This window comes from Occultella kanbiaonis (genome assembly GCF_009708215.1).
GTDB classification, from domain to species: domain Bacteria; phylum Actinomycetota; class Actinomycetes; order Actinomycetales; family Beutenbergiaceae; genus Occultella; species Occultella kanbiaonis.
In genome coordinates this window covers 4,624,731-4,646,618 of the sequence record NZ_CP046175.1, presented here as the reverse complement: position 1 = coordinate 4,646,618, position 21,888 = coordinate 4,624,731, and the positions used below count along the sequence as shown (strand labels likewise).

Below are 21,888 nucleotides of genomic sequence, written 5' to 3'. Positions count from 1 at the left end.
TCGGCCCGTTGACCGGGCTCTCGGCGGGCCGGCCTCCTTGTGAGGGAGATCGCGCCCGGCCGAGGCCGCCAGGTTCACCAGTCATGGCACTCGACCGTTAGGTTGGGTGCCATGACTTTTGTCCGACACATGTGGATCGGGTCGACGTCCACCCCCGATGTCTCCGGTGGAATCTGGCGGCTGGACCGCCAGTCCGGCGGTGACTGGGCGGACTCGTCCGCCCAGCGGATGCTGACCGCGGACCACCCCAGCTTCCTCGCGCTGCACCCTGCCGCGGAGCGGCTGTTCGCGGTCGGGGAGGGCACCCCGGGGACCGTCTCCTCCTACGCCGTCGACTCCGAGTGCGCGCTCCGCCGAACGGCCTTGGCCGGCAGCGGTGGGGCAGGGCCCTGTCACCTGCTCGTGCACCCCCAGGGGCACTGGCTGTATGCGTCGAACTACGGCGACGGCAGCGTCGGCGTGATCGCCCTGACCGAGGCCGGTGACGTCTCCGACCCGGTGATGAGCCTGTCGCACGCCGGGTCCGGTCCGGTGGCCGGTCGCCAGGACGGGCCGCATGCACACTCCTCGAACCTGTCCGCGGGCGGTGGGTTCCTCATCGTGGCCGATCTCGGCACCGACCAGTTGCGTGCCTACCCCCTGGACATGGGCCGCCCGGATCCCGAGCCGATCCTCACCGACCTGCCCCCAGGCACCGGGCCGCGCCACATGGTCGTGGCGGGTGACCACGTGTACGTGGCCGGTGAGCTCAGCGGTGAGCTGGTCGTCCTGGCCTGGGACGAGGACGCCGGCCGCGGCGAGGTCGTCCAGCGCGTCGCGGCCTCGACCCTGCCCGGCCGGAGCCAGGACGTCCACCAGCTCTCGCACCTGCTCGCCTTCCGTGGTGGCCTCGCCGTCGGTGTGCGGGGCGCCGACTCGATCTCCACTTTCGCCATCTCCGACGATGGGGCCGGCCTCGAACTGGTCGGCGAGGTGGTCACCGCGACCTGGCCGCGGCACCTCGAGGTCGTCGGTTCGGAGCTCCTGGTCGCCGGTGAGCGATCCGACGAGGTTGCGATCCACCCGATCACCGACGGCGTCATCGGGCCCGTGCGCGGGAGCGTCGCGTTGGCTAGCCCGATGTTCATCCTGCCGGTCTGAACCGTTCGCGGTGCCGCTGGTCCCTGGTCGTACCCGGCTGCCGCGATGCGGCAGACTGGATCCATGACGTACACCCTGGTACTGCTCCGCCACGGCGAGAGCGATTGGAACGCGAAGAACCTGTTCACCGGCTGGGTCGACGTGCCGCTCTCCGAGAAGGGCACGGCCGAGGCCACCCGCGGCGGCGAGCTGCTCGTCGAGGCGGGCGTGCTGCCGGACGTGGTGCACACCTCGCTGCTGCGCCGCGCCATCACCACGGCGAACCTGGCGCTGGACGCCGCGGACCGTCACTGGATCCCCGTGAAGCGCAACTGGCGCTTGAACGAGCGCCACTACGGCGCCCTGCAGGGCAAGGACAAGAAGCAGATCCGGGACGAGTTCGGCGAGGAGCAGTTCATGACCTGGCGCCGTTCCTACGATGTGCCGCCGCCCGCGATCGAGGCCGGTTCGGAGTTCTCGCAGGATGCTGACCCGCGCTACGCCGGCGAGCCCATCCCGGCCACCGAGTGCCTCAAGGACGTGCTCGAGCGGGCGCTTCCGTACTGGGAGAGCGACGTCGTCACCGACCTGCGCGCGGGCAAGGTGGTGCTGGTGGCCGCGCACGGCAACTCGCTGCGCGCCATCATCAAGCACCTCGACGGCATCGACGACGACACCATCGCCGGCCTGAACGTGCCCACCGGGATCCCGCTCGTGTACGAGCTCGACGAGGACCTCCGGCCGATCACTCCGGGCGGCCGCTACCTCGACCCGGACGCCGCGAAGGACGCGATCGCCGCCGTCGCCAACCAGGGTCGCTGACGCGCTGACGCGCTGACGCGCCGACCGCAGACGAAGGCCGGGCCACCCGACGAGGGTGGCCCGGCCTTCGCGGGTCTGGCCGAGGTCAGCTGTTGTAGTCGCCGAGGCCCTCGAGGTCGCCGGTGACCAGGTAGGAGATCCGGCGTGCCACGGCGACGGCGTGGTCCCCGAAGCGCTCGTAGAACCGGGCCAGCAGCGTCACGTCGACGGTCTGCGCGGTCGTTCCGGTCCAGTCTGGGCTGAGGGTCTCGTTGAACGTCTGCTGGTGCAGCTGGTCCAGGATGTCGTCGTCCCGTTCGATGGCGGCTGCCAGCTCGAGGTCACGGGTCTCGAGCAGCTGCACCACGTCCGCGGCCACCTTGTTGGCGGCATCGGCCAACTGGGCGAAGAGTTCGCGGGAGTTCTCCGGGATCGCCGACTCGGGGTAGCGCAGCCGGGTGACCTGGGCGACATGGCGGGCCAGGTCTCCCATCCGCTCGATGGACGCGCTCATCCGAAGTCCCGAGACGATGATCCGCAGGTCCGTCGCGACCGGCTGCTGCCGGGCGAGGAGGTTGACGCACCGGTCGTCGAGCTCGCGCTCGATCTGGTCGATCGCGTCGTCCGCGATGATCACCTGTTCCGCCGCCTGGAGATCGGCCGAGGCGAGGGCGGCGGATGCCTCCTGGACGGCCGTCTGAACCTGTCGGCTCATCCGCAGCAGATCGTCACCGACCGCGCCAAGTTCCTGCTCGAAGATCGCTCGCACCGGTGGTTCTCCCTCTGGTCATCGACGGCGGTCGTCCGCCTTGGCTGCTCCGCGCGTGCCCGGCGCACCGTTCGCACCGTGCCCCGATCAGGGACGGCACCCACGCACACGTACTCCTCAGAATCCCATGCCCGGATGAACGGGTCATGCATCCATGGTGAACAACAGGCTACCGGGCCGCAGGTGGCCGGGAGCACCCGATGGCTGGGCCTAGTCTGGCGCTGTGGAGGGTTCCTGGTTGCCGCTCGTGGTGGGCTTGGTCGGCCTGCTCGTCGGCGCTGCCGCCGGTCTCGCGTTCAGGGGGAGCGAGCGCAGCCACGCCCGGGAACCGGAGGTCGCCGAGCCCGCCGTGTCCGATGACGTGGCGGCTCTGCTCTCCGCGTTGCGTTCCACGTCCGTGCTGCTCGGGTCCGGTGGAGAGGTCATGCGGGCCACTCCGGACGCCTACACGACCGGCTTGGTCCGCAACGGCCGGCTCACCCACACGACGCTGAACGACCTCGTGGCCGCGGTCCGCGCCGACGGGCAGATCCGCGACGAGCACCTCGACGTGCCGCGCTCGGCGGTGCCTGGTGCCGACCGGCTCTCGTTCGAGGTGCGAGTGGCCCCGCTGGCGGGAGGGCGGGTGCTCCTGCTGGCCGACGACCAGACGGCGCAACGCCGCCTCGAGGAGGTCCGCCGAGACTTCGTCGCGAACGTCTCGCACGAGCTCAAGACGCCGGTGGGCGCCATCGCACTGCTCGCCGAGACCGCCGCCGATGCCGCCGAGGACCCCGAGCTCGTGCGCCGGTTCGCCGCGAAGATGCAACGGGAGGCCGTCCGGCTGTCCGCCCTGGTCAAGGAGATCATCGAACTCTCCCGGCTCCAGGCGCCGGACAACGAGGTGGACTTCGTGGACGTGTCCGTGGACGCCGTGGTCGCCGAGGCGGTGGACCGGATCCGCGTCGAGGCGGAGTCCCGGGACATCACCGTGGTCGTCGGTGGGACGGGTGGCCTCCGGGTGTTCGGCGACCACTCGCTCCTGGTCACGGCCGTGCGGAACCTGCTGGACAACGCCCTGCGCTACTCCGAGAACGGCACCCGGGTGAGCGTGGGCGTCCGGCCGCGTGACGGCATCGCCGAGATCGCGGTGGTGGACCAGGGCCCGGGCATCTCCAGCGAGAACGCCGGACGGGTGTTCGAGCGGTTCTTCCGCGTGGACCCCGCCCGCTCTCGGGAGACCGGCGGCACCGGGCTCGGCCTGAGCATCGTCAAGCACGTCGCGCAGAACCACGGTGGCGAGGTGACCCTGTGGTCCGCCCCGGGTCGCGGTTCCACCTTCACCCTTCGCATTCCCCAGGCAGAACACCATGGTGACGGCCGAGCGCCGTCCCCCGACGAACAGGCGCCGCCCGCATCAGCGGCCGGCGCAGGAGGAGAGAGCCGTGACCCGCATCCTGCTCGTTGAGGACGAGGAGTCCTACCGCGAACCGCTGACGTACCAGCTCACCCGTGAGGGCTTCGAGGTGGTTGCGGTCGCGACCGGCACCGATGCGCTCGTGGAGTTCGATCGAGCCGGCGCCGACCTGGTCCTCCTCGACCTGATGCTGCCGGGACTGTCCGGCGTGGAGGTATGCCGGGAGCTGCGGCAGCGCAGTGCCGTCCCGGTGATCATGTTGACCGCCAAGGACGGGGAGATAGACAAGGTGGTCGGGCTGGAGATCGGCGCCGACGACTACGTCACCAAGCCGTACTCGTTCCGCGAACTCCTGGCCCGGATCCGAGCGGTGTTGAGGCGTGGCACCGAGTCCATCGACGCGCTCACCCCGGCGGTGCTCAGCGTGGGCCGGATCCGGATGGACACCGACCGGCACGTGGTCACCATCGACGGTGAGGAGGTCGCCCTCCCGCTGCGTGAGTTCGAACTGCTGGAACTGCTGCTGCGCAACCCGGACCGGGTGCTCACCAGGGGGCAGCTCATCGACCGCGTCTGGGGTGCCGACTACGTGGGGGACACCAAGACCCTCGACGTCCACGTCAAGCGGATCCGGGCCAAGATCGAGGTCGACCCGGTCAACCCCCAGGTCCTGGTGACCGTGCGCGGACTGGGCTACAAGCTGGTCGACGAACGCTGAGGAGCCGAGCGGCTCACTCCTCCACGGGAGCCGGGGGCAGGAACTCGTCGTAGGGCGCCAGGGTGCCGTCCAGGACCGGCACCGCGACCGTCACCGAGCCCTGCTCGGGCGAGGAGACCGTGACGTCGATGGTGGCGCCCGGTGCGGCCGCGACGGCCGCGATGGTGACGAGTTCCGCGTCGGGGTTGAGCAGCACCGTCGAGTTGCCGTCGACGTCGACCGAGGCGGCCTCGGCGCTCTCGCCGATGGTCAGGTTCACCGTCGTCGGGGACTCCCAGCGGTTCACGACCGCGCCGATGAGGACGCCCTCGGCGCCCTCGGCGCGGGTCAGGATGAGCAGGTTCTCGCCGCGGATCTGGCTGCCGACCTCCACCTGGACGCCGTCGCTGGGTGACGTGCCGTACTGCGTCACGATCGGGGAGCAGGCGCTCACGCCCGCTGCGGCCGTGGCCGCCATCAACAGGGACGCCACGAGACGGCGGGTGTTGCGAGCCACGGGGCTCTCCTTTCGGGGGTGCCCACGCTCCGGGACGTATCGGCGGACGCGGGTCTGGCAATGACGACAAGACCTGGCCGCCAGCCTAATGCCTGTCCGCACACGGCCGTCGCCTTCACATTCTCCTCAAGAGCCCCGGCCCGGGCACCCGAGCCGGTGGCGGCGGAGGCTACCGCCATGACCTGCGCAAACGCGGAAGCGCCGCGAGATTGCGCCCATTTCGCGTGGTAAACTTGGTTCTTGCGAAAGGGGAGTGCGAGCACATGACCTTCACAGTCGGCGAGACCGTCGTCTACCCGCACCACGGTGCAGCCCTCATCGAGGAGATCTCGAAGCGGATCATCCGAGGGGAGGAGAAGCTCTATCTCCGGCTCAAGGTGGCGCAGGGTGACCTGACCATCGAAGTGCCGGCCGAGAACGTCGATCTGGTCGGCGTCCGGGACGTCGTCGGCAAGGAAGGCCTGGAGAAGGTGTTCGAGGTGCTGCGCGCCCCGTACACCGAGGAGCCGACCAACTGGTCGCGCCGGTACAAGGCGAACGTCGAGAAGATCGCGTCCGGTGACGTGATCAAGGTGGCCGAGGTCGTCCGCGACCTGTCCCGCCGCGACGCCGACCGTGGCCTGTCCGCCGGCGAGAAGCGGATGCTGGCCCGGGCCCGTCAGATCCTCGTCTCGGAGCTCGCGCTTGCCGAGCACACCGAGGAGGAGAAGGCCGAGGCCATCCTCGACGAGGTCCTCGCGTCCTGAACCACGGGCGGACCCGGAGGTGAGTGTCGGCGCCGTGCTGGCCGCCGCCGGGTCCGGTTCCCGGCTCGGGCACACCGTGCCCAAGGCGCTCGTGCCGCTGGGCGGCGAGGCGCTCGTCGCCCGGGCCGCGCGTGGTCTGGCCGATTCCGGGCTGGTCCGCCGGATCGTGGTCACCGCGCCGGCCGCGTACCTCGATCAGGTCCGCGCCGCCGTCGCACCGGTCTCGTCGGTCGACATCGAAGTCGTCGACGGCGGGGCGACCCGGCAGGCGTCCGTCGCCTCCGGTCTTCGCGCCCTCGGCGAGTCGGACCTGGTCATCCTCGTCCACGATGCCGCCCGGCCGCTGGTCTCGGCCGACCTGATCGGCCGCCTGGTCGCGGCCGTCCGCGCGGGCCATCCGGCCGTTGTCCCGGGAGTCCCGGTCGTGGACACGATCCGGGCCGTCGACGACGGCGATCCGCCCCGCGCCATCGCGACGCCCGACCGGTCCGAACTGCGCGCGATCCAGACACCCCAGGCGTTCGACGCCGACGTCCTGCGCCGGGCCCACGCACACGGGGCCGCCCGCGCCGACTCCGAGGCCGTGGCCGCCGGCGATGACGCCGGCCTGGTCGAGGCCCTCGGCATCGCGGTCCACGTGGTGCCGGGCGAGGCGCGCGCCCTGAAGATCACGACCCGCCACGACCTGTCCGTAGCGGCCCTGTACCTCGAGGAGGACGGATGAGAGTGCCGCGCACCGGGATCGGCGTGGACGTTCACGCGTTCGCCGAGGACGGCCGGACCGGGCTCGCGCTGGCCGGGCTCACCTTCCCCGACGAGGTGGCGCTGGCCGGCCACTCCGACGGGGACGTCGCCGCCCACGCCGCCGCCGACGCACTGTTCAGCGCCGCCGGGCTCGGCGACCTCGGCTCCAACTTCGGCACCGCCGAGCCCGAATGGGCGGGCGCCTCGGGCCTCCGGCTGCTGGGCGAGGCCGGCGCGCGGGTGCGCGCCGCCGGCTTCGAGATCGGCAACATCGCGATCCAGGTGATCGGGAACCGGCCCAAGCTGGCCGGCCTGCGCGGGCAGGCGGAGGCGGCGTTGTCGGCGGCGGCCGGAGCTCCCGTCACGGTCAGCGCCACCACCACGGACGGGCTCGGGCTCACCGGTCGCGGCGAGGGGATCGCCGCGATCGCGACGGCTCTCGTCATCGCAGCGGGCTGACCCCCACTCCTGCTCGGGGCTGGCGGGGTAGGGCCAGCACCCGTGGGCACTCCGGGTGGAAGCACCCTGGGTGGATGCCACCGGAGCCGGTTGGCTGGTCCCCATGAGCACGATCGCCACCGCACCGGCCGCCACGACCTTCGCACCCCCCGATCGCCGCGTGGGCGGCTTCCTCGCCCTGACCTTCGCCCTGAGCTGGGGGTCCTGGCTGGTCGCCGTGTTGCTCGGCGGCGACCTTTCGAGCCCGGCCGTCTTCGTGTTCTACGCGATCGGTGGCTTCGGGCCCAGCCTGGCCGCACTGATCTACCGGCTCCGCGGCGTGCGGAGCCCACGCGTGGCGCGGGCCGGGCGGCTCGCGCTCTGGCTGCCCGCCGCGATCGGCCTGGGGGCTGCGCCTGCCGTGCTGGCCGGCGCGCTCGGACCGCTGTTCGGTGCGCCGGCGATCGGGATGGCCGACGTCACCGCTGCCTTCGCCGGCTCCGACCTGCTTCCGTTCCTCCTGATCGCCACCATGGCCGGTCCGCTCTCGGAGGAGTTCGGCTGGCGCGGCTACGTCCAGCCGAGGTTGCGCGCACGGTTCTCACCGATCGCCACCGCCGCAGTGCTGGGCACAATCTGGGCACTCTGGCACGTGCCGCTGTTCCTGCTCCCCGGGACCTCGCAGTCGAGCCTCGGGGCCGTGGAAGCGGTGGGCTTCCTCGCCTGCATGGTCCCGATGTCGCTGACGTACTGGTTCATCAGCGAGCGGCTGCTCGGCGGGGTCCCGTCGGCCGTCGTGATGCACTACGCCGGGAATGTCTCGCTGTCGCTGTTGCCGTTCACCGCGCCCACCGGTGGCCCGATCTTCGCTGCGACGGTACTGGTCACGGCGGTGGTCCTGCTGGTGGTCCCGGCCGTAGGTGCGCGGCCCGCTCGGGCCGCGGTCACCCCGGCGTGACCGGACCAGCCGCGCGCGGCCGGCTTCACGGTGGGTGACGCGACAGGGCGCCGCTACGTTGCGGGCGGTGACCAGGTGGCGAGGGCGGAGGCGTCGGTGACCAGCACGTAGGGTCTGCCGGCCGCGGAGGTCCGGACGAGCGAGACCGCCAGGACATACTGCCCATGGAGCGCGGAGAGATCGCCGTGGACGGCGAGGGCCTCGTCGGCGATGTCGCGGTGGATCACCACCAGGGCCCCGGTACGCGAGTGCAGGTGGACCGCGCCGGTGCGGCGGAAGAACTCGGCGCGGTCCACGAGTCCCCAGTACCCACGGACCCTTGGTTCGCTCGGGTCGACGCTGTCCAGGTGGACGAAGAACCGGGCTGCGTCGACCTCGGTTCCGGCCCATCGGATGTGGGCGCCGTCGCGGAAGCCACGGCCGAGGAGGATGCGCAGGGCAGCGCGCAACGTGGCCCGACGTTCGCCACCGAGGCCCGGGACCTCGTGGCGATGCGCCCGGCTGTCGCGTCCCGGTGTCGCAGTGCGGCGACGGGCCGCGGCGCGGGTGGTCGGCTCCGGTGTGGTCGGCATGAGCTCGATGATCTGGGTCGATGACGTTGCCTGAGGGGTCCGCGTCGCTTCGTCGATGTCGGTGGACCTGTGCTCGAGGGCGGCCTCGTCGCAGCCGGGGCCATGGTTGCGCGAGGCGAAGTGCGGCGCCAGCACGCGACTGGTCAGTGCCCGCGCGAAGACGAGGCCCTGACACGGTTGCCCGGTGCGGAGGGTGCCGGCGCACTGCAGCAGGATCGGGCGCTCGGTGGGTGGGAGTCGCAGGTAGTCGCCGATCGAGATCAGCTGGTCGTCCTCGAGCGCTCGGGCGATGTCCATCGGTCCGACGTGCGCCGGTCTCAGTCGGCGATGAGCCGGTGCAGCAGGGCGGCGAGTTGGTCCTGCTCCTGGGGTTCGAGCCGGGAGAAATAGTCCCGCGAGACCTGCAGCCGGGCCGCGCCGATCTCCTCGGCGAGGGCCCGGCCCGTGTCTGTGGGGACCGCGAGCACGGCGCGCCGGTCCGTGGGGTCCGGCATCCGTTCCACGAGCGACTTCTCCTGGAGGGCATCGACGACCTCGGTGGCCGAGCGTGGCGCTATCCGCAGGTGCGCGGCGATGTCGGACAGCCGGGCGCCGTCGCTGTCACTGATCACCCGCAGCGCCCGGGCCTCGTGCGGGGCCAGTCCCCAGGGCTCGAGCGATGCCGCCCACCGGCGCCGCAGGGCGCGGGTCGCGTGCGTGAGCAGATCACTGGGGTCGCTCTCGGGCGCTCGCTCGGGCTCACGCCCCCGGGGGTTCGTCACGCTCCGGAGCCTACTATTGACGCCAACCTCATAATGAGGTAACCTCAGTACATGACCTAGACAGAGAGAAGTGATGTCCCTATGGCCGACTTCGCCATGAACCCAGAGAGCCCCCGTGGCCGCGATGGCGCCACCCGTCCCGATCCCAAGGACCGAGCCCAGCTCGAGTCCCACCCCGTGAGCCTGCGCCGCATCGGCGCACTGTTCGCGCCCTACCGAGCCCGGCTGAGTGCCGTGGTCGCACTGATCGTCGCGACCTCCGCCATCGGGCTCGCCACCCCGTTCCTGACCCGGCACCTCATCGACGAGGCGATCCCGAACCAGGACGTCCCCCTGCTCCTCGTCCTCGTCGGCGCGATGCTCGGCGTCACCGTCGTGACCTCGGTCCTCGGCGTGTTCCAGACCTGGATCTCCACCGTCATCGGCCAGCGTGTGATGCACCGGTTGCGCACCGACGTGTTCGCGCACCTGCAGCGCCAGTCCCTCGACTTCTTCAAGCGCACCCGCGGCGGCGAGGTGCAGTCCCGACTCACCCATGACATCAGTGCCATGCAGTCCGTGGTGACCACGGCGGCGACGTCGATCGCCTCGAACGTGACCACCGCCGTCGGTACGGCGATCGCCATGGTCGCGCTCAGCTGGCAGCTGTCCCTGCTCTCCCTGATCGTGCTCCCGCCGGCGATCTGGCTGACCCGCAAGGTCGCCACGATGCGCCGCGAGGTGACCGCCAAGCGCCAGCGTGCGCTCGCGAACCTGCACGGCCAGGTCGAGGAGTCGCTGTCCGTCAGCGGGGTTCTGCTCGGCAAGACCCTCGGCGCCGGTCCTTCGCTGACCGCCAAATTCTCCGACTCCTCCGAGGGGCTGCTGGACCTGGAGGTCCGCGCCCAGCTCGCCGGCCGCTGGCGGATGGCCACGATGAGCATCATCTTCGCCGCGATCCCCGCGCTCCTCTACCTCGCCGCGGGCCTGCCGGCCACCTCCGGCGGCATGACCATCGGTACCCTGGTGGCGTTCGTGAGCCTGCAGGCGGGACTGTTCCGCCCGCTGATGGGAGTCCTCAACGTCGGCGTCCAGGTGACGAGCTCGATGGCCCTGTTCAGCAGGATCTTCGAGTATTTGGACCTGCCGGTCACCATCGACGATCCGGCCGAGCCGGTCCGGCCGGCCGACGGCGGTGGTGCAGTCGCGCTCGAGGGCGTGAGCTTCACCTACCCCGACGGCGATCGGCCGGCGGTCGACGGCGTCACCCTGGCCGTGCCGGCCGGTAGCAGCCTCGCCCTCGTGGGCGAGTCCGGCTCGGGCAAGTCCACGATCGCGGCACTGATCTCACGCCTGCACGACCCGACGGCCGGCCGTGTCACCATCGACGGCGTCGACCTGCGGGACATGACCCTGCAGGACCTGTCCGGCGTGGTCGGGGTGGTCTCCCAGGAGACCTACCTGCTGCACACCACCATCAGGGAGAATCTGCGCTACGCCAAGCCCGAGGCCACCGACGCCGAGATCGAGGCGGCCGCCCGTGCGGCCCAGGTCCATGACCTGATCGCGGCACTGCCGGACGGCTACGACACCCTCGTCGGCGCTCGCGGCTACCGGTTCTCCGGTGGCGAGAAGCAGCGGCTGGCGATCGCCCGCACGTTGCTGCGCGATCCCCGGGTGCTCGTCCTCGACGAGGCCACCAGCGCGCTCGACAACGAGACCGAACGGGCCGTGCAGGCCGCCCTGGACGTGGTCAGCGCCGGCCGCACCACCATCACGATCGCGCACCGGCTCTCCACCGTGCGCGACGCCGACCAGATCGCGGTCGTCGATCACGGACGGATCGTGGAGTCCGGCGACCACGCCGGGCTGCTCGCCCGGGGCGGCCGATACGCCGACCTGGTCGGGTCCTCCGGTGCTGTCGCCATCAGCCCCGCACTCGCGTGAAGCACGGCCGCTCACGCCGCGCACGGATACCCTCTGGTCACCAGTGAACTCCGTCAGCAAAGGGCCGTATGAGCAACGTCGCCATCACCACCGCCGTCCTCCCGATGTCCCGGCTCGGGACGGACGGTGAACTCATCCTCGACGGCGGTGGCGGGCGGCGGCCCACCCCGGCGGAGGAGCAGGTCCTCGGCGTCGGCGCGGCCCACCTCGAGCGCCGCCCGACGGTCCTTCCGTACCGGTACCAGGACGCCTACGGACGCGACATCCAGGACACGCAGCAGCGTGTCGCGGTGCTGGACAACGGGCGCCTGCGGGCCACGTTCAGCCTCGACCAGGGCGGCCGCCTGCTCAGCCTCGTCGACCTCGACACCCAACGTGAGGTACTCCACCTGCCCGACGCGATCCAGTTCGCCAACCTCGCCCTGCGCAACGCCTGGTTCGCCGGTGGTGTCGAGTGGAATCTCGGCACCACCGGCCACTGGGGGCTTACCGCCGAACCTGTCGCCGCGGGGATCGTCGGCGACGGTGTGCTTCGGATGTGGTCGTACGAGCGGCTCCTCGGGGTCACCTGGCGACTGGACGCCTGGCTGCCGGACGGTTCGGACTCCCTGTTCACGCACGTCCTCATCGAGAACCCCACGGATGCGGACCTCCCGGTCTACTGGTGGAGCAACATCGCCGTGCCGCAGAGCGAGGACACCCGAGTCGTCGTGGCCGCCGACCGTGCGCTCCACTTCGGGTATGCCAGCAGCCTGAGTGAGGTGCGCTTCCCCGTCCGGGACGGCGTCGACGTGAGCTGGCCCGCGCGGCACGCGGGTAGCGCCGACTACTTCTGCATCACCTCCGGCGAGCACCCGTGGATAGCTGCGGTCGACGGCGACGGCCTCGGCCTGGGCCAGGCGTCCACGTCACGGCTCGTGGGCCGCAAGGTGTTCACCTGGGGCGGCAGTCCAGGTGGCCTGACCTGGCAGAAGTGGCTGTCGGAGCGGAAGTCGTACGCCGAGATCCAGGCCGGGCTGGCCCGGACCCAGCTCGAGCACCTCCGGCTGCCGGCGGGGGAGTCCTGGCGGTTCACCGAGAGCTACCGACCCATCCGCATCGACGGTGGGAACCGTGACTGGGACGAGGTCGTCGCCGCGGCCGCCCGGGCCACCGTCGACGAGGAGACGCTGGACCGGGCCCACGCGCGCCTGACCGCGCTCGAGCGGACGGGTGTTGACGAGCACCCGTTGCGCGGTGGTGTCGAGGCGTTGGGTTGGGGTGCGCTGGAGGTGGCGGCAGGCCACCGTGGCTTCGATCCCGCGACCCCGTTCGACCCGGAGGTCCTGGGCGCCGAACAGCAGGCGTGGCTCGACCTGGCCAGGACCGGTGCGGTCAGTCCGGCGCTGCAGCGAGGCGCCGCAATCGGTCCGCAGTGGCAGGCGCACCTGGCGGCGGCCGAGCCGGGCTGGCTCCGGGACCTGCTCCTGGGCCATGCCATGCATGCCGCCGGGGACACCGAGCGCGCCCGCGAGCACTGGCGGTCCTCGGCGGACGCGCACGCTTCGCCCGACGCCTGGCGCGCGCTCGCGTTGACCGCACCGGACGGGGCCTCCCGCGCACGTGACCTGGTCCGTGCGCACGAGCTCGACCGGAGCCGGACCGGGCTGGCGATCGAGACGCTCACCGCGTTGCTGGAGGAATCCCAGGCCGAGGAGGCGTTCGGCCTGCTCGACGGACTCTCCGACGACGCGAGGGCACAACCGCGCGTGACCTTCCTCGAGTGCCTCGCGCTGATCCGGGTCGGCGATGCCGCCGGTGCCGCACGACTGCTCGAGACGCCGCTCGTGCTGCCGGACCTGCGCGAGGGCGACCTCGGCCTTGACCGGTTGTGGGACGAGTTCCAGCGTCTCGTCGGCACCGACGAGCCGTTGCCCGCCCACTACGACTTCCGCATGTCCTCGAGCCTCGACGGTGGGTGAGGAGCCCGCCGTCGAGGCCCGCGACTCGCGCTCGCTCAGATCGCGACCACCGGCGTGAACCTCACCCCGTTCAGCCGGTGGTGCCCGGCCAGTTCACAGCGCAGCCGCACGTGCGCCGTCGCCGGGTCGAGGTCGAAGGCGCCGATCGTGCGCCACGTGTTGGCGCGCTCCTGCTGGTCGATCCGCACCGTGGCGGTGGTGCCGTCGGACTGCACCACGTCATAGGTCGCGGCGCGGGTGGTGTTGGCGTCCGTGCCGTACCAGACGGACACCAGGTAGCGTCCGCCCTCGGCGAGGGCCGGCACCCAGTTGCCGGTGCGGCCGCCGTTGCTGCCGTGGGCCCACCGGGACGCTCGCCCGTCCCAGCCCGCCAGGCTGCTCGAGGTCCAGGTGCCCTCCTCCGAGTACTCCGGGGAGTGGTTGTCCAGGATCAGCGGGTCCGGCGCCGTCCCGATCACGGCGGCGAACGCATCCGTCGCGTCGGCGACCACCACCGTGCCCTCGAAGGCGGTGTCGATGGGGGCGTCGGCGGGCGGCTGCACGGCGAACGTCAGCTCCACGCTCTCTCCCTGCGCCACCTCGACCGGGGCCGACGGCGGATCGACCACCCACCCGTCCGGCAGATGCACCACGGCCTCGCCGGTGAAGTCTGTGTCCGAACCGGCCACGGTCACCGTGAGGTCGGCGCCGGTCGCCGCGTCGACGTGGGCCGGCGCGCCGGTCACCTCGACACCGGGCGGGTTCGGCGCCCCCTGAAGGCGGAACCGCGCCGAGTGGGCCCGGGTGTACAGGCCGGAGATCGCTGTCATCGTTACCGATGCGGGTTCCCCCGGGGCCAGGTCGTAGGACCCGATGAGGCGCCACTGGCCCGCGAGCTCCTGCTGGTTGATGTGGTGGGGGTCCACCCCGGCAGGGCTGGCCACCTCGATGAGGACGTCCTCGGAGGTCTGGTTGTTGGTCGGGTACCAGATCGACACGTCGTACGTGCCGGCCGTCGCGATCGTCGGTGTCCAGTTCGCCTGGCCGCCGTACTGGCTCTCCGGGCTGTACCGCGACCTCGACCCGTCCGGCCCGGCGAGGCTGCTCGCCAGCCAGTTGCCGACCTCCGAGTATCCCAGTGCGTCCGGGCCGATGATCACGTCGTTGGGGTCCGCGACCGTGTAAGCGATCGAGGTGGACGCCATGCCGGCACCCGGGTTGACGGTGACCGAGCCGCCGCTGCCGGGCGGGGCGTTGGTCGCGGTGACCGTGAACGTCAGTTCCGCGAGGGATCGGGCCTCGATGGACCAGTCCGTAGCCGCCGGCTCCGCGGTCCAGCCGGAGGGCAGGCCGAGGGTGGCCGTCCCGGTCCGGGCGATCGGCCCGCGGTTCATCAGCGTGAGGCTGATCGTGGCGCTCGCGCCCGGGCCGGGCAGCGCCCTCCGGTCGGAGACACACTCGATCACGTCGGTGGCTGCGAACACCGTGATCGCGCCGGGCGTGAGGACCTGGTTCCCGGTCCCGTTGAACAGCACCCGGCCGGTCACCGGGTACGAACGCGGTGTGGCGCCGGCGGTCGGGGTGACGATGAAGGTGGCGTCCGCCACCTCGCCGTCGGCGAGCTCGGTGGGTGCGGGCGTCTCTGGCTCGAGGGTCCAGCCGAGTTGGGCGTAGGCCCGAACCTCCACCCCGGTTGCGGTGGTGCCCGACGTGTTCCGGATCCGTGCGGTCACCGTGAACGGGTCCGACGGCGTGGTCGAGGGTCGCAGGAGCAGGTCGCCGCCCACGGTCTGCCCGGCTGGGAGCGCGCCGGTCACCGTGGCGGGCAGGTGCAGCGAACGGTCCGGGCGGGCCACTCCGGCCACCGTGACCCGGTAGTCGAACGTCGCGGTGAGGTCGTCGACCCCGATGGTCCACTCGTAGGGGTAGACCTTCTCCGGGGCCTGCACCCAGTCGCCACCGGCGACCCGGTGGTCGAGGCGGACGTCGGTACCGTCCGCCGCGCTGGACTGGATGTACACGTCGTAACCGCTGCGGTCCGGCCGGGGCAGCGTGATCCCGTAGACGCGGTCCCCGGTGGTGCCACCGGAGTTGTCGAAGTCGTCGAAGTGGTAGCTCACGGCAGCCCGGTCCGGCGTCTCCGGCAATCGTTGCCAGGGCTGGAGCACGCCGGCGCCCGGGATCTTGATGGTCGTGATGCCGTGCGCGGTGACCCGGGCCTGGAGGCGGCCCCGCACGATGCGTCCGCTGCGCGGTGCGCCGTTGTCCATTCGGATCTCGACGTCGTAGGTGCGGCTCGGGTCGATCCCGGTCAGCTCCTGGTCGAAGGTCACCTGGGCGTTCTCGACGCCGGCCGACTCGCTGGTGAGGCTGAGGTAGAACGCATCGGCCGAGGCTGCGGTGAGCCAGTTCAGCTGGGGGTTGGAGACCTGGACGATCCCCTTCGGGAAGTACGGCCACACGCCGTCATCGCCGTAGAACGAGCCCGGTGCCTGCCCGTAGGTGCGGTACCGGAAGTACACGAACACACACTCGAACGCGCTCGGGAAGGCGATCTGGCCCTCGGAGCGGGTCTCGTGCTCGCTGATCAGGTAGTCCATCGCCAGGCCGAGCTGGGCCGGCGCGTGGTGGAAGTAGATGCTGCTGGTACCGGGCGGTCCCTCGATCGGGTACTCGGGCCGCATCGGCGCCGTGACGAACTGCCGGTTGTAGTAGCCGGGGTAGTTCGTGAACCGGCCCACCACCATGTTGTGCGTCATGTCCCGGATGAAGTCGTCCCCGGTCACCTGCGCGAGGCGGAGCAGGAACGGCGCCCAGATCGGGTTCAGCGTGAAGCCGCCGCCCGGTGTCTTCAGGTAGGTGCTGAGCTGTTCGAACGTCAGGCCGGTGGTCGAGGCCATCCAGGCCGGCACATCCTCCTCGGTGATCGGCAGCTCCCGCGGATACTCGGGGATGCCGTCGCTGACCTCCCACAGGTAGTACATGTCGTCGATGGGTTCGCCCACCGGTGAGGTGATCGTGGTGTCCGGGATCGGCCGCACCTCGAACAGGCCCATGTACCGCTTCGCCTCCCGGTGTGCCGCCGCGAGCAGTTCGGAGTCGCCGGTGAGTTCGTACAGCACGAACAGCTCCAGCCAGGCCTTGACGTAGGTGTATCCGAAGGCGGACGTGCCCTGGTTCACGGTGTACGGGGTGTCGATGTTGTGGCGGGCGTACCACTTGCCCACCTCGACGGCCTGGGCGAGCCAGGCCTCGTCCCCGCTGAACAGGTACGCCGAGAGCGGGATGTTCATGGGGGTGCGGCCCTGGAACTGGTACTTGCGCCAGATCGTCTCCAGCGCGATCGCGTGAACCCCGGCGGACCTGCCCTGGAGCAGGTCCCAGACCGGCACGATCGTGTTCGCGTCCCCGACCCAGCCGCCCAGCGGCGAGTAGTTGTGGAAGCCGGCCTTGGGCGTGTGCCCGATGTCCCGGCGGGAGATGATGTGCTCCAGCAGCGGGCGGGCCCGCCGTTGCCAGAAGTCCCCGGCCGCCTCGGGCCGGGAGGCGAGCAGGTTCGCGCTCAGCAGCACGCTGGCCACGGACGTCCGCACGTTCTGGTCCGCCTCGATGTTCGCGAACCCCTTGTCCCGATTCCACCACCCCGAGACCGACGGGATGAAGTCGACGGAGTCATCGCCGTCGGGCTCGATCGCGACCAGGTCCATGATGTTGTGGACCGTGTCGGTCAGTGACGTGTCGTAGATGTTGCTCCGGTAGCGGGCGAACCCGTACTCCGTGCGGGAGAGCGCCGTCTGGGTCTCGTACAACGTCGCGGCGCTGATGACCACGCCGAACGCGTAGCCCACCGACTGCCCTGCGGTCAGCGCGGAGCGCAGGCCGCCCGGTGGCGCATACGCGATGGCCTGGACCTGTCTCGACTCGTTGCGCAGGCTCATCGCGAACGGCTGGTCCTCGGGACCGATGAACCGCTCGTGCTCGAAGTCGAGCACGTCCGCCGGGATGGACACGCCAGTGGTGAGTGGGACGCCGTCGACCGTGCGGGAGACCAGCGCCATCGGGGCGAACAGCTCCCACGCCTTGATCGCGGTCGCGGAGCCGATCACCCGGGCGTGCTGCTGCGAGCCACAGAGCACCTCGTTGACATCGTCTTCCTCCGTGACCGCGTTCGCCTGGTAGCCGACCACGTAGCCGTCGTCCGCATGCACGGTCAGGGACCACTGCACCTGCGGCAGGCCTCCCGAGACATCCCAACGGATCGTCAGGTCGAGCACGTCGGCCACGCCCGCGGTCAGTTCCACCACGGTGTCGCCGACCTGCTCCAGCGACTCGATGGCGAGCCAGTGCGGCGTCCCCGACGGGTAGTAGTTGCCGCCGCCGAGGAACGTCGGGTCCCCGGCGATCACCACCCACTGCTCGTCGAACCGGGCCGGCTCGCCGCTCGCCGCCAGCCAGGTCGAACCGGACCGCACCTCGGTGTCGCGCACGATCGAGCCGAGGCGGCCGCCGTCGGGGCCGTCCCAGGTGGCCCGGTGGAAGGTGATCCGGTGATTCCGCCCCGAGATGGTGGTCAGTGCTTCGAAGCTCAGGTTGGGCTTGACGACGGCGCGCAACGGCTCGTTCAGGGATAGCCGCGGGAGCGGGTCCGCATGGGCGGCCCCGGCGAAGCCCACGTTGGTCAGTGCCGGCAGCACGCCGGCACCGATCAGCAGGCCGATCGCCTGGCGTCGGGTGGTCTGGAACGGTCCGTTCGTGTGTTCGTTCACGATCTGGTCTCCATCGGCCGCGGTGACCGCGGGCGCCGACGCCCACGGGGTTCTGGTCGACCTGACGGGGTCCGGTGTCGTATCACCCGGCGCGGGTGGCCCGGGGCACGGATCAGCAGTGATGTCCCCGATGCCGCGCCAGCCGACAGCGGGAGGGATCTGACCCAACAGCATCGAGCAGGTTACGGATCTATATCGCAGACGCTAGCGATGAAATATGGATCAGGCAACCATGTACTGATGTCAAGACCCAGCGAGGGGTTGGTGCCGGACGTGCGTGCCGCGAGGTCGATGGCGAGTTGCGCAGTGGTGGGCGAACCCGGGTCGCCGACACGCGTCGATAACACATGCATATGCTGCATGTCTGTCCCAACGTCCGCTATAGTGGGGCGGACTCGATCAGAGTCGACCCAGTGGAGGGGCACACGAATGGCGAAGGTAGCCGAGCGAGAGCCGATGCAGGGCGCCCAGAGTATCGACCGGGCGCTCTCGCTTCTGTCCGCCTTCACGCCGCAGCATCCCCAGCAGCGTATCGCCGACCTGGTCGCGGGAAGTGGATTGGGGCAGTCCACCGTGTCCCGGATGGTCGGGGCGATGCTCTCGCTCGGCTTTCTCAGCCATGACCCGCGCAGCGGCCTGTACTCGCTCGGCCCGGAGGTGGTGAACCTGGCGGCCGTGGTCCTGAACCAGAGCCCGGTGCACCATCAGGCGCGGCAGGTGGCGCAGGACCTGGCTGCCGAGCTCGGCCTCGGCGTGAACGTCGCCGAGCGTTCCGGCGACCGGCTCTTCTACCTCTGCAACTTCGAGGGCAAGCAGGCCCCGCGAGCGTCCACGCTGATCGGGCGGGGCGGCCCGCTGCACGCGACGGCGCTCGGCAAGTCCCTGCTGCTCGACCACGACGCGGCGGACGTGGAGACGCTGCTCGGCGCCGAGTACCCGCGGTACACGAACAGCACGATCACCTCGCTGAGCGACCTGCTCGCGGAGCTCGACCTGGTGCGTGGGCGGGGCTACGCCGTCGAACACGAGGAACTCGCGCTGCGGCGGGCCTGCCTGGCCGCGCCGATCCGGGACCGCTCGGGCACCGTGGTGGCCGCCATGTCCGTCTCAGGGCCGCTCTCGGCGATGAACCTACTGGAGAACGAGGACCACCTCGCGATGCTCCTCATCGAACAGGCGGACCGGATCTCGGTCGGACTGGGATTCACCGCACTCACGGCATGAGCGACGCTCATGGAGGTGGCTCGAGGAGTGCATCCGGCACGAACCGAGCGGCGAGCGATGCGGCCAGTGCGGGTACCGCGGGCACTGCGAAGATGAGCGCGACCGGAACGTAGAGGACCCCGAGTCCGAGCGCGAAGGCGGTCGTCACCCCGGCCACCAGGAACGGCAATGGCGCCACCGCGAAGGAACGGAGCGTGAGCAGCCACAACTGCGTCGCTCCCAGGACCCGGTCCGGGGCCACCTCGTCGGTACGCTCGCCGACGGCCGGCAGGTGCATCAGCCAGCACAGATAGGCCGCCGCGAGAATGGCAACGGTGCTGGCCAGCGCCTGCCCGCGCAACATCCAGAGGTAGAAGCCGAGCACCACCACGGTCAGCAGCGGGATCAGATAGCGGGCCTGGGCGCGCCAGAAGTCGCGCCGCCACCTGGCCCACGACGATCGGAAGTCGTCGCCCGCGACGTCACCGGTGAGGTTGCTCCGCACCTGGTGATAGAGCACGGACGTCGCCGGTGCCAGCCCGAGGACTACCCCGCCGGCCAGGACCTGCAGCCACCAGATCAGGTTGAGCATCGCGAGCCGGTAGATCCAGTCGGTGACGGTACCGATCAGTCCCTGCCCAACCGGCCCGCTCGGACCGTCGGAGCCGTTCGAGCTCCTCGAGCCGCGCAGGAACGGGCTCCCTCCCGACCGTCGTGCAGGGGTGCCGTCGCGACCTGGATCGTCGGTGGTCACCGCTGCTGTCCCTGGTGCCACTGCGCCACCATCGCCGGGCGCGTGAAGGCGACCGGAGAGGCCACCGACAGTCCCGCGTCGACCGGCAGGATCACGCCGGTGATGCCGGACGCGCGCGCAGAGGCGAGGAACGCGACCGCCTGCGCGACCTCCTCGGAGGTCGGGGTGCGGCCCATCGGGTAGCCGATCTCGCCGTCGGGCACGGTATGGCCGTCGATCAGCGCGGGCGCCACCGCGTTCACCCTGATGCCGCGCGGGGCATACTCCAGACTGGCCTGGGTGACCAGCGCGTGCACCGCGCCCTTCGCCGTGGCGTAGGCCGAGTTGCCCGGGTGGGCGAGGTAGGCGTTCACGGAGGTCAGCGCGACGATCGCGGAGCCCGGCCCGAGGTGCGGCACGGCGGCGTGGATGGCGTTGAACGTGGTGTCGAGGGTGCCCGCGAGGACGGCCCGCCAGGTCTGCACGCTGGTCTCGTGCAGGCGCCCGCCGAGCTGCTTGGCCGCCGCGGTGACGAGCACGTCGATCCCGTCGCCGCCGAGGGCGTCCACGGCGGCCGCCATGGCCAGTTCGGACTGCGACGGATCGGACATGTCCGCGACGACGTTCACGGTCAGCGCGGGGTGCTCGAAATCGGAGGAGTTGATGCCGACCACCCGTGCGCCGTCGGACACCAACGCCTCGGCGATCCGCTGAGCGGTGACCGAGCTGGAACCGACGATGACGGCGCGCACGAGCACTCCTGTTCGATGGATCGGGGTCGTTTCGCCACAGGTCCGGCCCGGCGGTTGAGCCGGACCGGCCGCGGTCATGGGTCAGACGCTAGCCGGAGTCAGGGGCAGTGGCGCAAGGACCTCGGTCAGCAGTTCCACCATCCGTGCCGGGATCGGCTGGGCCGGCGCGCGCACGGAAGCCGACTCGATGATGCCGCGGCGCACCAGCACCTCCTTGTGGATCGCCCAGGCCGGGCCGGACTGGAGGCCCCAGACGATGAGCGGGAGCAGGTGGGCGAACGACTCGCGGGCGCCGGCGCGGTCCCCGGAGTTCCAGGCGGCCAGGGTCTGCGCGAGCAGGTCCGTGAACTCGCAGGCGGGCATCGTGCCGACGGCCCCGCACGCGTACTCGTCGAGGACGAACTGTGCGTTCTGGCCACCGAGCATGGCCATCGGGCGATCACCCAGTGCGGCCGCGACGGCGCACATCTTCGGCAGGGTCGGCGGGGCCTCCACCTTGACCGAGTCCACCCCGTCGATGTCCGAGAGGGCGACGATCAACTCCGGGGTCATGGCCACGCCGGTGGCACCAGGCGCGTCCTGCACCATGATGCTGACGCCGAGCCGGATCGCCTCGGCCGCGAGCGTGGCGTAGAAGTCGACGAGCTGGAGCGGGCCGGGCTTGACCATGAACGGGGGCAGCACCATCGCGGCGCGCGCACCGCCGTCGGCCAGTTGCCGCAACTGCTCGAGCGCGGGGGCGATGGCGGTCGCGCCGACGCCCGCCACCACGGGCATGGGGCCTGCGGCGGCGACCACGTCGGTCAGGATCGCCTCCCGTTCGGCGGTGGTGAGCGTGAACGCCTCGCTCGCCATCCCGAAGATCGCGACGCCGTCGGCGCCCGATCGGGCCTGGAACTCCACGAGCCGGCGCAGTGAACCGCGGTCCAGATCGAGCGTCTCGGTGAACGGCGTCGCCAGTACGGGCACCAACCCGCGGATCGCTACGTTCTGCATCAGAAGCCTCATTTCTTCCCCATCGAAGGGTCCTGGGCTGAATACTGTCACCAG

General features: G+C 70.9%; 19 protein-coding genes. 11 read left to right on the top strand and 8 right to left on the bottom strand.

Annotated elements, in window-relative coordinates; all coding sequences use genetic code 11:
• The first annotated feature begins 111 nt into the window (after positions 1-111).
• Both GKS42_RS21360 and GKS42_RS21355 read left to right on the top strand, forming a co-directional pair.
• Positions 112-1,140 carry a lactonase family protein gene (locus GKS42_RS21360; protein WP_154795660.1) on the top strand — a complete coding sequence of 343 codons (1,029 nt, stop codon included), beginning with the start codon at positions 112-114 and terminating at the stop codon, positions 1,138-1,140.
• Positions 1,141-1,203: 63 nt separating this feature from the next.
• Complete coding sequence (locus GKS42_RS21355; protein ID WP_154795659.1) at positions 1,204-1,941, top strand: phosphoglyceromutase; 738 nt, start codon at positions 1,204-1,206, stop codon at positions 1,939-1,941.
• 85 nt (positions 1,942-2,026) lie between these two features.
• Here the strand turns inward: GKS42_RS21355 and phoU are convergent, their stop codons facing one another.
• Entirely contained in the window at positions 2,027-2,689 is a 663-nt protein-coding gene (phoU, locus tag GKS42_RS21350; RefSeq protein ID WP_154795658.1) for a phosphate signaling complex protein PhoU, read from the bottom strand.
• A gap of 223 nt (positions 2,690-2,912) precedes the next feature.
• Here phoU and GKS42_RS21345 point away from each other — a divergent pair, with 223 nt between their 5' ends.
• Both GKS42_RS21345 and GKS42_RS21340 read left to right on the top strand, forming a co-directional pair.
• Positions 2,913-4,136 (top strand): sensor histidine kinase, encoded by a 1,224-nt coding sequence (locus GKS42_RS21345; RefSeq protein WP_154795657.1) that lies wholly within the window; start codon positions 2,913-2,915, stop codon positions 4,134-4,136.
• Positions 4,114-4,803 (top strand): response regulator transcription factor, encoded by a 690-nt coding sequence (locus GKS42_RS21340; RefSeq protein ID WP_154795656.1) that lies wholly within the window; start codon positions 4,114-4,116, stop codon positions 4,801-4,803. The genes GKS42_RS21345 and GKS42_RS21340 overlap by 23 nt, the downstream gene beginning before the upstream one ends.
• A 13-nt stretch (positions 4,804-4,816) precedes the next feature.
• On the opposite strand, the gene GKS42_RS21335 is transcribed toward GKS42_RS21340, so the two are convergent.
• Entirely contained in the window at positions 4,817-5,299 is a 483-nt protein-coding gene (locus tag GKS42_RS21335; RefSeq protein ID WP_154795655.1) for a hypothetical protein, read from the bottom strand.
• A 263-nt stretch (positions 5,300-5,562) separates the two neighbouring features.
• Here GKS42_RS21335 and GKS42_RS21330 point away from each other — a divergent pair, with 263 nt between their 5' ends.
• From GKS42_RS21330 to GKS42_RS21315, 4 genes are all read left to right on the top strand, one after another.
• Positions 5,563-6,045 (top strand): CarD family transcriptional regulator, encoded by a 483-nt coding sequence (locus GKS42_RS21330; protein ID WP_133107964.1) that lies wholly within the window; start codon positions 5,563-5,565, stop codon positions 6,043-6,045.
• Positions 6,046-6,064: 19 nt separating this feature from the next.
• A complete protein-coding gene (gene ispD / locus GKS42_RS21325; protein WP_154795654.1) occupies positions 6,065-6,769 on the top strand; it encodes a 2-C-methyl-D-erythritol 4-phosphate cytidylyltransferase in 705 nt (234 codons plus the stop codon).
• Positions 6,766-7,248, top strand: a complete 483-nt coding sequence (gene ispF, locus GKS42_RS21320; RefSeq protein ID WP_154795653.1) for a 2-C-methyl-D-erythritol 2,4-cyclodiphosphate synthase — start codon at positions 6,766-6,768, stop codon at positions 7,246-7,248. The genes ispD and ispF overlap by 4 nt, the downstream gene beginning before the upstream one ends.
• Positions 7,249-7,351: 103 nt before the next feature.
• Positions 7,352-8,185 (top strand): type II CAAX endopeptidase family protein, encoded by an 834-nt coding sequence (locus GKS42_RS21315; RefSeq protein WP_154795652.1) that lies wholly within the window; start codon positions 7,352-7,354, stop codon positions 8,183-8,185.
• A gap of 53 nt (positions 8,186-8,238) precedes the next feature.
• Here the strand turns inward: GKS42_RS21315 and GKS42_RS21310 are convergent, their stop codons facing one another.
• Both GKS42_RS21310 and GKS42_RS21305 read right to left on the bottom strand, forming a co-directional pair.
• Positions 8,239-9,054 carry a hypothetical protein gene (locus tag GKS42_RS21310; RefSeq protein ID WP_154795651.1) on the bottom strand — a complete coding sequence of 272 codons (816 nt, stop codon included), beginning with the start codon at positions 9,052-9,054 and terminating at the stop codon, positions 8,239-8,241.
• A gap of 20 nt (positions 9,055-9,074) precedes the next feature.
• Complete coding sequence (locus GKS42_RS21305; RefSeq protein ID WP_154795650.1) at positions 9,075-9,518, bottom strand: MarR family winged helix-turn-helix transcriptional regulator; 444 nt, start codon at positions 9,516-9,518, stop codon at positions 9,075-9,077.
• An 81-nt stretch (positions 9,519-9,599) separates the two neighbouring features.
• Between GKS42_RS21305 and GKS42_RS21300 the strand changes: the two genes are divergently transcribed.
• A complete protein-coding gene (locus GKS42_RS21300) occupies positions 9,600-11,444 on the top strand; it encodes an ABC transporter ATP-binding protein (RefSeq protein ID WP_154795649.1) in 1,845 nt (614 codons plus the stop codon).
• Positions 11,445-11,512: 68 nt separating this feature from the next.
• Positions 11,513-13,405: a DUF5107 domain-containing protein gene (locus GKS42_RS21295; protein WP_154795648.1), complete on the top strand. Its 1,893-nt coding sequence runs from the start codon at positions 11,513-11,515 to the stop codon at positions 13,403-13,405.
• 35 nt (positions 13,406-13,440) lie between these two features.
• Here GKS42_RS21295 and GKS42_RS21290 read toward each other — a convergent pair whose 3' ends face one another.
• The gene (locus tag GKS42_RS21290; RefSeq protein ID WP_168217940.1) at positions 13,441-18,150 is read right to left on the bottom strand and encodes a golvesin C-terminal-like domain-containing protein; all 4,710 of its coding nucleotides are present in this window, start codon (positions 18,148-18,150) and stop codon (positions 13,441-13,443) included.
• A 429-nt stretch (positions 18,151-18,579) separates the two neighbouring features.
• On the opposite strand from GKS42_RS21290, the gene GKS42_RS21285 reads away from it, so the two are divergent.
• Positions 18,580-19,374, top strand: coding sequence for an IclR family transcriptional regulator (locus GKS42_RS21285; RefSeq protein ID WP_154795646.1), 795 nt, complete (start codon positions 18,580-18,582; stop codon positions 19,372-19,374).
• 7 nt (positions 19,375-19,381) lie between these two features.
• Here GKS42_RS21285 and GKS42_RS21280 read toward each other — a convergent pair whose 3' ends face one another.
• The 3 genes from GKS42_RS21280 to GKS42_RS21270 form a co-directional block, all read right to left on the bottom strand.
• Positions 19,382-20,107, bottom strand: a complete 726-nt coding sequence (locus GKS42_RS21280) for a DUF624 domain-containing protein (RefSeq protein ID WP_154795645.1) — start codon at positions 20,105-20,107, stop codon at positions 19,382-19,384.
• Positions 20,104-20,838, bottom strand: a complete 735-nt coding sequence (locus tag GKS42_RS21275) for an SDR family NAD(P)-dependent oxidoreductase (RefSeq protein ID WP_168217939.1) — start codon at positions 20,836-20,838, stop codon at positions 20,104-20,106. Before GKS42_RS21275 ends, GKS42_RS21280 begins: the two co-directional genes overlap by 4 nt.
• Positions 20,839-20,919: 81 nt before the next feature.
• Positions 20,920-21,834, bottom strand: a complete 915-nt coding sequence (locus GKS42_RS21270; protein ID WP_154795643.1) for a dihydrodipicolinate synthase family protein — start codon at positions 21,832-21,834, stop codon at positions 20,920-20,922.
• Positions 21,835-21,888 lie beyond the last annotated feature (54 nt).

Coding starts and splice junctions, on each gene's coding strand:
- GKS42_RS21360 (WP_154795660.1), top strand. CDS start 112: ATGACTTTTGTCCGACACATGTGGATCGGGTCGACGTCCACCCCCGAT.
- GKS42_RS21355 (WP_154795659.1), top strand. CDS start 1,204: ATGACGTACACCCTGGTACTGCTCCGCCACGGCGAGAGCGATTGGAAC.
- GKS42_RS21330 (WP_133107964.1), top strand. CDS start 5,563: ATGACCTTCACAGTCGGCGAGACCGTCGTCTACCCGCACCACGGTGCA.
- ispF (WP_154795653.1), top strand. CDS start 6,766: ATGAGAGTGCCGCGCACCGGGATCGGCGTGGACGTTCACGCGTTCGCC.
- GKS42_RS21315 (WP_154795652.1), top strand. CDS start 7,352: ATGAGCACGATCGCCACCGCACCGGCCGCCACGACCTTCGCACCCCCC.
- GKS42_RS21310 (WP_154795651.1), bottom strand. CDS start 9,054: ATGGACATCGCCCGAGCGCTCGAGGACGACCAGCTGATCTCGATCGGC.
- GKS42_RS21300 (WP_154795649.1), top strand. CDS start 9,600: ATGGCCGACTTCGCCATGAACCCAGAGAGCCCCCGTGGCCGCGATGGC.
- GKS42_RS21295 (WP_154795648.1), top strand. CDS start 11,513: ATGAGCAACGTCGCCATCACCACCGCCGTCCTCCCGATGTCCCGGCTC.
- GKS42_RS21285 (WP_154795646.1), top strand. CDS start 18,580: ATGGCGAAGGTAGCCGAGCGAGAGCCGATGCAGGGCGCCCAGAGTATC.
- GKS42_RS21270 (WP_154795643.1), bottom strand. CDS start 21,834: ATGCAGAACGTAGCGATCCGCGGGTTGGTGCCCGTACTGGCGACGCCG.